Raw genomic sequence first — 13,252 nt, forward strand, 5'->3', positions numbered from 1 at the left:
AGAAGGAGAACGCGCGCCTCAAGCGGATTGTAGCGCAGCAGGCGGTTGATATAGACGCGTTGAAGGAAGTACTGTCAAAAAAATGGTAAGCCCTTCCGCCAGAAAAGCAGCTGCGAAGTATCTGCGTGATGAGGAGATGTGTTCTGAGCGTCGCGCATGCCTGCTGATGGGTGTTTCGCGATCTGCAATAAGGTATCAGCCTCAAACTGTGGAGGATTCGCGCCTCAGAGAGGAGATCCTCTCCCTATCGAATCAGCACAAACGATATGGATATCGGCGGGTGACGGCGCTGCTGCGACGGGAGGGCGAGCAGGTGAATCATAAGCGGGTACATCGAATTTGGAAGCAGGAGGGTTTGGGGCTGAGGCGCAAGCCGCGACGGAAGAGAAGGCGCGGCCGGATCGCCGTGGTCATCCAAAAGGCTGAGCGGCCGAACCAGGTATGGAGCTATGATTTTCTCGAGGATAGGACTGAGCGCGGTGGCAAGCTCCGGATGCTGGCGGTGATCGATGAATTCACGCGCGAGAGCCTCACTATCCGGGTAGGCAAATCAATGGATGCGCAGAGAGTAATTGACGTCCTGCTCGACCTGTTCGAAGAGCGAGGAGTGCCGGAATATATTCGCAGCGACAATGGACCCGAATTTGTTTCCAAAGCTGTTCAGGAATGGCTATACCTGATCGGCTGCCAGGCGATCTATATTGAGCCGGGCAGTCCCTGGGAGAACTCGTACATCGAAAGCTTCATCGGCAAGTTTCGCGATGAATGCCTGAATATGGAATTGTTTCGCAATCTCCGAGAAGCAAGCATTGTAGTAGAAAGTTGGCGGAAGGAATACAACGAACTTCGGCCGCACAGCTCACTCGGGTATCAGACCCCCGTCGAGTTCGCGCAGGCTGTAAGCTCCAGTCGGGCTACGCCCTCCTTCCGCTTACAGCCTGAAAAAGAAAAAGAAGAAGAAAAGGCAGTAGCTCTCACACTTTAAGTGGACCTAAAAGCGGGGGCAGCCCACTCACTCTCTCCGGTCGAGGGAGGGGCGGCTATTTTTTTGGTCAGGGATTTGGCATAAATCACCAATGGACGGCGGCTGTATTAATAGCCCAATCGAGTCAAAGAGAATGACAGAAACTCATGCGTGCGGAGTCTCTTACTCGGGGGACGAAGGAGACCGACATGGTTGGCAGCGGTAAAGGAATTTATAAAAAAATTTGGCTTATTTGGGTCTTGCCCCTTCTTTTCGCCGTGGTCTGTAATGGTGTGACCCTTGCTGAGCAAGGACCGCTTGACAACACAATGGCTGAGCAAGCCTTCTCGAGCGCTGAACGAGATTGGAAATCCCGGCGGTGGGAGACTGCGGTAGCCAAATATCACGAGATAATTCAAACCCATCCTGGGAGCTATGCGGCAGCCAAGGCTCACATGAAGATAGGACTCTACCTGAAATTCCACAAAAAATGGGAAGAGGCGCTCGACGAGTTTGAAACGGGCATTGTCCTGGCCCCAATCTCGCGGGAAGCGCAGGATGCGAAAACGAGCATCGCCTGCATCCATGCCGCCTTTGGAAGATATGACGACGCTATCGCCAAACTCCGGGAGGTGCTTTCCGAAACGAGCGACTGGGACCAGGTGAAGTACTGCTCGCATATGATACGACAGCTCAAGCGGCGGCGCGCGACTGAAATGGTTTCTTCAGAGTCGCCGTCTTCCTGCGGCCAGTACGCTCTCTCCACCGTATTCAGGCTGAAGGGAATCGACGCAGCCGAAGAGGAAATTGCAGACTTGCTCTCCGGAAAGACCGACCGCCCGTCCCTTGAAGACCTGAAACTTGCGGCAAAGACCAAGGGGCTGGAGACGATTGGCGTCGAGGCGTCGCTCGAACAGCTTGGAAGTATCGAGATGCCTGTCATCGCGCTTGTCAAGCCCGGACACTATATCGTGTGTTCGGCAGTCAACGAGCAAGGTGTCACAATATACGATTCGGCCAGGGGGAACGTGCCTGTAACCTATCACTCACTGGATTTCCTGAAAAGCGTTTGGACAGGCAAAGTACTCGTCTTCGCAGAAGAAGAGTCCGAAGCCAATTATCCGCTACTCAGCAAAAAGGAAATGAAAATCAGTTGGGGCGGCGTGTGCGACTGTTGCCCGGAAAGTGAATTGGGAGATGAGAATGACAACACAGAGTATGACAAAAAAGAACAGCCGGCGCCCTGTAATGGTGGCAAAGGAATGCCATACCTAAGTGTGAATATGGCTAATCTTAACTTTGTCCTCAGGGACACCGACCTGTCATATTCTGGCCGAGGGCCAGATGTCGAAATTACCCGTTACCACAATGGCGACGACAACCGCGACGGAGTCTTCGGAAGAAGTTGGACCTTCAGCTACAACGTAAGCATTATGGAACATCCCAATGGGGACGTCGATGTGCGTCGGGGCTCAGGAAAGATCGATAATTTCTACTACGTGGGCGATCTGTTGGAGGGCATGTCCGGAATATGGAGGATGGAAGATTTAGCAATTTCTACCACCTGCCCCGAGACGCCGGAGTTTCATACTTTACCGGGAGAATTGAATAGCTTTATTCTGAAGATTATCCAATCCGGGGATATTCTATCGGGTGTCGATGATGACGGGAACACGTGGACGGGGACAATCGCGGGCTCGAATTTTACCCTGAACACCTCTTATTTGGAGCATGATGATGAATCTATATGCGCCGCCAACGTTTCCGTAACGTTGAATGGAACTGTGAACGGAGACACTTTAAGCGGAACTTGGGTCGAATTGATCGAGACCATCAATCCTTCCGAACCGGACTGTTTCGGCCTCGTAACCTGTGAATCAGACGGCATATTTGATGGCGCGAGAGGCCTTGCGCGTGGAAACTACGTTACATTTGAAGCGGGAGTTCATGACATTCTCACAAAACACCCTGACGGCGCGTGGTCACTCTGGCTCAAAGAAGACAAGAGCACTCAAAACTTCGACGAGGGCGGCAAGCTGACCAGCATTGTTGACCGAAATGGAAACACGCTCACTCTCTTGTACGATGGAGAAAGACTGGCAAGTGTTACCGATGCGGTAGGAAGAGTTACAAGCTTCCTTTACAATCCCAATGGCCTCGTCAGCCAGATTGTCGACCCAATCGGACGAACCGCCTCCTTCACCTATGACTACAACGGAAATCTCATGGCCGCGACTGATATGGCCGGTAACACTACCACATACACGTATGATGAATTCAGCTATATAACAGCCATCGGCACTCCCTCGGGAACAACCCTCGTCAATTATCTGGTGACCGAAGACGAGGGCTACTCATTGAACCAATTGATTGATCCCCTGGGAAATACGAGAACTTATCAAACGTACGATCCACCGGCGCATATCGACAGTCCGATGGTTACGGACGCGCTCGGACGCGCCACCTATTATAGTTCCACCCCCGAAGGTTGGACCGAATGGGTCACTGACCCGCTCGGATACGTTACCTCATACGGCTATGACGAATTCGGAAATCGCTCGGGCGTGACCGACGCCAACGGCGCCACGTCCTCGTTCCTCTATGATGAGCGGGGTAATCTCATAAGCGCGACGGATGCCATGGGAAACACGACGACCTACCTTTATGACGAGTGGGACAACCTCATTCAAGTGACCGATCCGCTCGGCCGGATTTCGACTTACGAATACGATATCAACAGCAATCTTGTCAGAGCAGTTGACGCGCTCGGCAACCAAACCGACTACTCATACGATGCTTATGGGCAGATGGTTTCACTGACAGACGCGCGGGGCAATACCACCTTATTCTTCTATGACGGCCATGGGAATATGGTCTCAAAGGTGGACCCGCTGGGCAATACGACTACCTACGAGTACGATGGCGTCGGCCGCCTTATCAGGTTGACAGACGCCAACGGGTATCCGACGGAATACACATATGACGGCATCGACCGGCTTGCAGAGATTCTCTACTCTGACGGCAATACGGTTCAGTACAACTACGGCTGCTGCGCGCTCACCGACAAGACAGACGAAAATGGCAACAGCACGCACTATCAATATGACGTGGACAATCAGTTGGTGGGGGTCATCGACGCTCTCGGCAACATGACGGACTATGAGTATGACCCCGTGGGGAATCTCATCGAGATGAGCGACCCCATGGGCCAAACCACCACCTTCGCTTATGATGATGGCGACCATCTTGAGAGAATCATATATCCCGAAGGCGCAACCGAATCCTACACGTACGACGGAGTAGGCAACATTCTGACAAAGACAGACGGGCGCGCAATTGTCACGACATATCAGTACGATGCGAATAACCGGTTGATAAGCATATCGGCGCCCGACTTCAGCGTGGTCCACGAGTACGATGAAGTCGGCAATCGCATCCGAATGACAGACTCAGCCGGGGTCACCGCATACTCACACGATGGTCTCAACCGCGTCATCAGCGCTCTCTATCCTTCGGGCGATGAACTGAGTTATGGGTATGACGACGTCGGAAACCTCACCAGCCTTGCCAACGGACCGACTGTAACCGCATACGACTACGATATGGCAAACAGACTGCTTGCGACCAGTCTCGACAGTGTCAATCTCGTCAATTATCAGTACGACCCGGCCGGAAATCTTATTTTCAGGGATAACGCGAACGGGACGTACACTTCTTATGAATATGACACCCGGAATCGGCTCACAAGCCTCTCGAATCAGGGGCCTTCCGGTGTCATCGCGCAGTACGATTATGAACTGGACGGCATCGGAAACCGCACGAGCATCACGGCGGTCGAACCTCTCGAACGGACATTTGAGCTTGGACAAACCTCATACACCTATGCATTGGGAAACCGACTCATGAGAGTCGGCGACACAACCTATGGCTACGACGCTAACGGAAATCAAACAAGCAAGACTGAGGGCGGCGCCACTACCAATTATAATTATGATTCTCAGAATCGACTCGTGCGGATTGTGTCTGGCGCCAACACAACCGAATACACATACGATGGACTTGGCAATCGCATTGCCAAGACGGTAGATGGTGAAGTTACAACTTGTTTGGTCGATCAGATCTTAGGGCTTCCTTCGGTAGTTGTCGAAAGAAACGATCTTGGCGGCATGCTCGCGGAATACTTCTATGACCGTTTCGGATTGATTGCGAAAAGGGATGCATCGGAAAGCACTTTCTACTACCACTATGACGGCCTAGGAAGCACTATTGCGATGACAGGCGCGTCTGGTTCTGTTAACGAATATATCTATAACGAATACGGTCAATTGATGCTGGATAATGAGACTTATGAAAACTCGTTCCGATATGTAGGTCAATACGGTGTTATAGATGATCAAAATGGTCTCTATCATATGCGGTCCAGATTCTACGATTCAAGTAACGCAAGATTACATTCAAGGGATCCTCTTGGATATGCGACAAGTTTGAATCTATATACTTATGCCAACAACAATCCCATTAACTTTGTGGATCCCAGCGGATTGCAGGCTATAATGTTGATTCCCATATTACCGCAGGGACAAACCGTGGCGCCCTATGGAGCTCAATCGGAGGGCATATTGAATGATATCTCCGATTTTTTAGACGATCTTGTGCGCTACAAGAATTATTGCAACGAAAATTCGAGCGATCCACGGTGTGGAGAAATCCCTGATCCTCCTGACCCACCAGAACAAGAGAACATCCTTCTCGAGGAAATCCCGCTGGAGCATGCGTTTGGAGATCCCTGCGATAAATTAATAGGGTCTAGGGATATAAAACCTTGGAAACTTCAACTGATAATCAGGATAACATATTATGCGATATGAACGACTGCCGTAGGTCTTTTCTGCAAAAATCAGAAACGAGATATTTTCTGAGTTGGCACATGTTTTGGAGGGATAATTCATGCTTTCCAAGAAGGTTATAACCTGCTTCACATCTCTTATCTTCATTTGTCTTACCTTCTTACCCGCCTCAGAAGCAGCGACAATCCAATACGACCAGCTCAACCGCCTCCATGAGATCACGTACGACGACGGGACGACGGTTATCTACTCTTATGATGCCGCCGGAAACATCATCCGCCGAACGATAACGCAGCCAAGCGACTTCCCGACGATAGCGTTCAGTCCGACGTCCTACAGCAACTCGTGCGAGCAGGGTCAGAACGTGCCGACTCAGACTCTTGAAGTTTGGAATTCGGGCGGTGGAACATTAACCTACACCATAAGCGAGAATGCTTCGTGGTTTTACTGCAATCCGACAAGCGGTTCATCCACCGGCGAGCATGATACCATCAACGTCATATACAACACGGTCGCTCTTGGGGCCGGCAACTATTCGGCCGCCATCACGGTCACCGCCACAGGCTCCACGAACACCCCGCAGACAATACCCGTGAGCTTGTCAGTCGGACAACCTTCGCTCTCTCGAAGTCCGACTTCACTGAGCGCCATATGCCAGTTGAGTGAGGACGCCCCGACCCAGAGCTTTGAGGTTTGGAATTCAGGAGGAGGCGCGCTTTCATACACGATAACTGATGACGCCGACTGGTTGTCGTGCAGCCCGGCAAGCGGAACCTCTACAGGCGAGCATGACACGATTGCCGTCATATATGACACCTCGGAACTGCCGGCGGGAAACCATTCGGCCACCATCACAATCAGCGACCCAGCCGCAGGCAATTCGCCCCAGACGATCCCTGTGACTCTCACGCTAGGCTTGCCGGCAGTCTCGAGATCCCCCGCTTCACTCAGCAATTCATGCGCGCAGGGCCAAAACGCGCCGACACAGAACTTTGAGGTATGGAACTCAGGCGGGGGTTCTGTGACTTACACGATAATCGACAACGTCACATGGCTTTCGCTCAGCCCGACGAACGGCTCATCCACCGGCGAGCACGATACCATCAATGTGATATACAGCACCTCCAGCCTTGCAGCGGGGTATTATTCGGCGACAATCACGATTACCGCCTCAGGCGCCGGCGCGATAGGCAGTCCGCAGACAATACCCGTAAGCTTGACGGTCGGCCAGCCCGCAATTTCCCGGAGCCCGACCTCGCTCAGCAGTATATGTCAGTTGAGTGAGAACGCATCGAGCCAGAGTTTTGAGGTATGGAACTCGGGCGGAGGCGCGCTCTCCTACGAGATAACCGATGACGCTGATTGGCTGTCGTGCAGCCCGGCGAGCGGCGCCTCGACGGGTGAACATGACCCGATTACTGTCACATATAATACTTCAGCGCTTCCAGCGGGCAACTATTCAGCCATCATCACCATCACCGATCCCGCCGCAAGTAATTCTCCCCAGACCGTGTCGGTGAGCCTGACGTTGGGAATGCCGACAATATCACGCGCTCCTGATTCGCTCGTCAATTCATGCTTACAGGGTCAGAATGCCGTGAGCCAGAGTTTTGAGGTGTGGAACTCCGCCGGCGGAACGCTGTCATATACGATGACCGACAGTGTCACATGGCTTTCGCTCAGCCCGACGAACGGCTCTTCCACCGGCGAGCATGACACCATCAACGTCATATATAGCACCTCGGCTCTCGCGGCAGGCAATTACTTGGCGACAGTCACCATCACAGCTACGGGCTCGGGCGCCACGAACACTCCACAGACGATACCGGTGAGTCTCACGGTTGGCCAGCCGGCGATTTCTCGCAGCCCGACCTCGCTCAGCAGATTGTGTCAGGAGGGTGAAGACGCCGGCGCTCAGAGCTTCGAAGTATGGAATTCCGGAGGCGGAACGCTCTCGTACACAATAACCGATGACGCTGACTGGCTCTCCTGCAGTCCTTCGGACGGAACATCAACAAGCGAACATGACTCCATCGTTGTCATGTATGATACGTCAGGCCTGGTTACCGGCAGTTATTCAGCGACGATTACTATTGCCGACCCGTCCGCAACCAACAATCCCCAGACGATTCCGGTCAACTTGACAGTGAATCCCGTAGTCCCTGCAATATCTCGAAGTCCGGCCTCGCTCAGCAACTCGTGCCTGCAAGGTCAAAACGCCCCCAGCCAGAGTTTTGCGGTGTGGAACTCTGGCGGGGGCACGCTCTCTTATACGATGACCGACAACGTTTCATGGCTTTCGCTCAGCCCGACGAGCGGTTCATCCACCGGCGAGCATGACACGATCAGTGTCATTTACAGCACATCGTCTCTCGCGGCAGGCAACTACTCAGCTACCATCACAATTAACGCTACGGGCGCCACAAACACTCCGCAGACGATACCCGTTAGTTTGACAGTCGGCCAACCGGCGATTTCCAGAAGTCCAACCTCGCTGAGCAGCGTATGTCAACTGAGTGAGGATGCGTTGAGCCAGAGCTTTGAGGTATGGAACTCAGGCGGCAGCGCGCTTTCTTACACAATAACCGATGATGTTGACTGGCTGTCCTGTAGTCCGGCGAGCGGCTCCTCGACGGGAGAACATGACATCATTGCAGTTGTGTATGACACATCTTCTCTTTCTCCGGGGAATTATTCGGCGACCATCACCGTCAGCGATCCAGCGGCAAGCAATAGCCCGCAGACCATTGCCGTCAGTCTGAGAGTTGGCTTGGCGACGATATCGAGAATTCCCGTTTCCCTCGCCAATTCATGTCTCCAGGGGCAGAATGCTCCAACTCAGAGCTTTGAGGTGTGGAACTCTGGCGGGGGCACACTCTCATATTCGATGGCCGACAATGTTTCGTGGCTTTCGCTCAGCCCGACGAGCGGTTCATCCACCGGGGAGCATGATACGATCAATGTCATTTACACCACATCGGCTCTTGCGGCTGGCAACTACTCGGCTACCATCACAATTAACGCCACTGGCGCCACAAACACCCCGCAGATGATAGCCGTCAGTCTGACAGTCGGGCAGCCCTCGATTTCCAGAAATCCGGCTTCGCTGAGCAATTTATGTCAACTGAGTGAGGATGCCTTGAGCCAGAGCTTCGAGGTGTGGAACTCAGGCGGCGGCGCGCTTTCTTACACGATCACCGATGATGCGGACTGGCTCTCCTGCAGTCCGGCGAACGGAACATCAACGAGTGAACATGACGCCATTACAGTTGTATATGACACTTCTTCTCTTCCTGCGGGCAACTATTCGGCGACCATCACCGTCAGCGACCCGGCGGCAAGCAATAACCCGCAGGCCGTTGCCGTCAGTCTGAGAGTTGGCCTGGCGACGATCTCGAGGGCTCCCGCGTCCCTCGCCAACTCATGCCTCCAGGGGCAGAATGCTCCAACTCAGAGCTTTGAAGTGTGGAACTCTGGCGGGGGCACACTCTCATATTCGATGGCCGACAATGTTTCGTGGCTTTCGCTCAGCCCGACGAGCGGCTCGTCCACTGGCGAGCATGACATCGTTAATGTGGTCTTCAACACTTCAACCCTTTCCGTTGGCAACTACTCCGCCACCATCACGATTACATCCGCGGGCGCCACGAACACCCCACAGACGATACCGGTGAGTTTGGCGGTCGGACAGCCGGCGATTTCCAGGAGCCCGACCTCCTTGGAGCATCTGTGTCGTGTAGGTGAGAATGCTTCGAGCCAGGCTTTTGAGGTGTGGAACTCTGGCGGCGGCGTGCTTTCGTATACGATAACCGACGATGTTGACTGGCTGTCCTGCAGCCCGGCGAGCGGCGCATCAACAGGTGAGCATGACCCGATTGCTGTCACATACAACACTTCGGCGCTTCCTGCGGGCGACTATTCGGCCACCATCACAATCAGTGATCCCGCGTCGAGCAATGATCCACAGACCATCCCTGTAAGTCTGAAGATCGGACTGCCCACGATTTCCAGGACGCCCGCTTCACTCGTCAATTCATGCCTCCAGGGACAGAATGCCCCAACTCAGAGTTTTGAAGTGTGGAATTCGGGCGGAGGCACGCTATCCTACACGATAAGCGACGACAGTCTGGGGCTATCGTGCAGCCCGACGAGTGGTTCGTCCACAGGCGAACATGATATCATTGATGTTAATTACAGCACCTTATCCCTACCTGCTGGAACCTATACGGCCACTATCACGATCTCCTCTCCAAGCGCGACCAACAGCCCGCAGACGATTTCTGTCAATTTGAGCGTCATATCGCCAACACCGACTATCTGCGCAGATCCAATTTCGATTACAAGCTCGTGCGCTCAGGGGGAGAATGCCCCCAGCCAGGCGTTCGAAGTTTGGAATTGTGGAGGAGACACGTTATCATACACGCTCAGTGATAATGCAACATGGGTCCTGTGTTCGCCGACTAACGGCGACTCAGTGGGCGAACATGACACCATCACAGTCAATTTTGCCAGCGCTGGTCTCGCACCGGGAATCTATTCGGCGACCATTACCATTACGGGCAACGCGACCAATAGCCCATTCACAATCCCCGTGAGTTTGACGGTATCGCCTGCGAATCCTGCCGTATCCGGCTATGTTCGCACCTCCCTGGGCGCTGGCATAAGTAATGTGGCAATGAACGGTTTGCCGGGTGACCCATTGACCGACGCAAGTGGCTATTATGAAGCTTCCGTGCCTTATGGTTGGTCGGGCACGGTGACTCCAGGCAAGCCGGGCTACTTGTTTGATCCGCCTTCGATATCTTACAGCAATGTGATATCTGATCAGACAGATCAGAACTACTCGGGTATCCAGGAAGTCAGCTTGACCCTTGTGCCAGATTCAACCACAATTCCTCGAGGCGGGACGTTGGGATACACGGTGATAGTGACTAATAATGCCGCCTCTTCTAAAACATTCAAGTATTGGACCGACGTAAACCTCCCAAATGGGAGCAAATACCCGCCGTCGGGAGAGCTTTTCGGGCCTGTGACCGTGACACTCAATCCGTTTGCGAGTCGTTCGGCGCATTTGACCCGTCCAATTCCTCTCACAGCTCCGCTGGGTATATACGTATATAACGGTTACATTGGCGCCTATCCAATTGTCATGAACGAGGATCACTTTGAGTTCCGGGTGGTCACAAGTCCGTAGGTGCGGCCTGAGAATTTTTGAATCCCACAATGCGGTCTGCTCGGTCTGAATCCGGGACTTGCATTCTTGTCGCAGGTGGCAGGTGCAAGCTAGACTCCCAAGGTTCGCTGATGTTCTCCGGCGCCAGAGTCAAACGTCTCTCTCCTTCTGCAAAGGAGCGAACTCCAAGATTTCTTTCGTTGATGTTTTTGACCGATAACTATATTCAACTGCACGGATCGAAGGTTGATTTACTGTTCTGAAGAAGCTACGCTAAGTGCTCTGGGTCTAAAATTCGGTGACGTATTTTCAGGCAGCCATTTTTTGTATATCATCAAATTGCTGCAATAATGTTGTGAGATCGCGCCGGGTGAATTTCCACTCGAAAGGCTTGGCAATTTCTTCATATAGCGTCTGAAAACAAAGGATGTTGTTTTGGAGGTCCTCAAGGCTATCAAAATCGTTTGGAGTTAAGACCTTTCTCTGCAGGACGGAAAAGTAAATCTCAACTTGGTTAAGCCAACTGGCATGGATCGGGGTATGAACCTGGATAGCATTGGGGTACCAATCCTTCAGTCAATTGACAGATTTTTGTCCCCTGTGCGCAGAGCCGTTGTCAGTAATCCAAGATACCCGGGTGCCGACCGATAAGGTTCCTGTCCCATGACAAGATCGACCAAATCGCGAAAGCTTTGGATGCCGGTGCTGTTCCGGCACACGCCAAAGACTTTGGCGTGCTGGACGTCCCAAGCCGCCATATAGGCCAGAGAGCCTTTGCGCTCATATTCGTGCTCGACCCGGCCGTAATGACCGGCGCAAGGGGCGCTTGTCGGGGTCAATCGACGGCGAGCCTGGATACTGGTCTTTTCATCGGAGGATATGACAAAATCATTGCATTCCAAGGGTTTTCCCTTCCAGACACCTTGATACAAATCAAGGATATTGGCCGCTTTTTTCCTGAAATCAGGATCGCGCGGCCATATCCAACTGCGATAGCACCAAGGGCGGATGGCATCCTTGCTCAGCCATCGCCAGATTGTCTTCCCGCTGATAGAGGCGACAATTCCCTGCCTTTGGGCCTGCCGGTCGATTTCATCATGGGTCAGTTTGGAAAAGGGCAGCCCGAGAGCTTTCGGCAACTGGCAGGCAAGCGCTTTGACCGCCACCACGACTTCAGGGGGAAAAAACGCCGGGTCTCCCGCGCCGTGGCTCCTCTTGCAGGCCGGCCATACGTTGGTCAAAAAAGCGCTTGCGCCATTTTGAGACGATCTGTCTGGGCAAGTCAAGGCGTTGACCGATTTGCTTGTTTGACAATCCTTCCGCGGCAAGGAGGACGATCTTGGCACGCATGACATCACAATACGGTGACGTGTATTTACGTGTGATCGCCTGTAGTTCTTTCTTTTCATCAGCTGTCAAGAGAATTTCAAATGGGCTTTGTCTAGGCATAATCACCTCCTCCTTATGAGAATGATTATGCCATATCGAAGTCACAAATGCAATGCTAATACGTCATCGTAATTATGCCAGCAAGTACTAAGTCTGCATGAGCAAGTCACGACAAAAGGCTCTGACAGATGAGAGAGCATGATAATCATTCGCCACATGCGGAATTCTGAAATCGAGCGGATCGCCGAGGTCGATCGGTCCGAATACATCACGAAGAACTACATCAACGATAACGGCTCGCTCGAGACAAGGGACGTCGACTGGCATGTTCCGCCGTGGTCCGCAGACGGCGAGGGCGTGCATTCGGTCCGGGCCAAAATCGAGGAATGGCGACCGCTGCTCGACGACGGAGGCGCCATGTTCGGGGCGTTCGATGAGGAGCATCTCGTTGGCTTTGGCATTTATCGCCCGAATCTTTCCGAAAACACCGCGCAGCTCGCCGCGCTCTATGTGAGCAATGGCTATCGGAATCAAGGAATAGGCGCTCTGCTCGCCGGTGAAGTTGCGCAACAGGCGCGAGCGGATGGCGCGAGGAAACTCTATGTTTCCGCCACGCCGACGGTTTCCACAGTCCACTTCTACATGGGCCAGGGGTTCGCCCTCACCCGGAAGATAAACCGGCGGCTCTTCGACCTGGAACCGCGCGACATACACGTGATCAAGAACCTGTGAGCATCCCCATATGGGGGGATCAGGTTCGTGAAAGGCAGGCTTGAGGCGTTAGACTCATTTTCGACAGTTTGAAAAATTAAGCTATTTTGTATCAAGAACTTACAGAGACAGAAAAAGCTCTAGGCACTACATTTTCTCTGGCTCTCT

The 13,252-nt window shown here is 52.9% G+C and carries 4 protein-coding genes and 1 pseudogene; 4 read left to right on the plus strand and 1 reads right to left on the minus strand.

The window, feature by feature from the left end; translation table 11 throughout:
• The first annotated feature begins 82 nt into the window (after positions 1-82).
• The 3 genes from C4520_11890 to C4520_11900 all read left to right on the plus strand — a co-directional run bounded on the left by C4520_11890 (position 83) and on the right by C4520_11900 (position 11,005).
• On the plus strand, positions 83-985 hold the full coding sequence (locus tag C4520_11890; protein RJP20013.1) for an IS3 family transposase: 903 nt from the start codon (positions 83-85) through the stop codon (positions 983-985).
• 146 nt (positions 986-1,131) lie between these two features.
• Positions 1,132-5,832, plus strand: a complete 4,701-nt coding sequence (locus C4520_11895; protein RJP20014.1) for a hypothetical protein — start codon at positions 1,132-1,134, stop codon at positions 5,830-5,832.
• Between the two features lie 79 nt (positions 5,833-5,911).
• Positions 5,912-11,005, plus strand: coding sequence for a hypothetical protein (locus tag C4520_11900; GenBank protein RJP20015.1), 5,094 nt, complete (start codon positions 5,912-5,914; stop codon positions 11,003-11,005).
• A 288-nt stretch (positions 11,006-11,293) separates the two neighbouring features.
• Here the strand turns inward: C4520_11900 and C4520_11905 are convergent.
• Positions 11,294-12,370 (minus strand): annotated as a pseudogene (locus C4520_11905) (IS630 family transposase).
• A gap of 201 nt (positions 12,371-12,571) precedes the next feature.
• Between C4520_11905 and C4520_11910 the strand changes: the two are divergent.
• On the plus strand, positions 12,572-13,105 hold the full coding sequence (locus tag C4520_11910) for a GNAT family N-acetyltransferase (protein ID RJP20016.1): 534 nt from the start codon (positions 12,572-12,574) through the stop codon (positions 13,103-13,105).
• The last annotated feature ends 147 nt before the right edge of the window (positions 13,106-13,252 follow it).

This window comes from Candidatus Abyssobacteria bacterium SURF_5 (assembly GCA_003598085.1).
In the GTDB taxonomy this organism is placed as follows: Bacteria; Abyssobacteria; SURF-5; order SURF-5; family SURF-5; genus SURF-5.

Bases quoted from the DNA above. Each gene is read 5' to 3' on its own strand.
- C4520_11890 (RJP20013.1), top strand. From the start codon at position 83: ATGGTAAGCCCTTCCGCCAGAAAAGCAGCTGCGAAGTATCTGCGTGAT.
- C4520_11895 (RJP20014.1), top strand. From the start codon at position 1,132: ATGCGTGCGGAGTCTCTTACTCGGGGGACGAAGGAGACCGACATGGTT.
- C4520_11900 (RJP20015.1), top strand. From the start codon at position 5,912: ATGCTTTCCAAGAAGGTTATAACCTGCTTCACATCTCTTATCTTCATT.
- C4520_11910 (RJP20016.1), top strand. From the start codon at position 12,572: ATGATAATCATTCGCCACATGCGGAATTCTGAAATCGAGCGGATCGCC.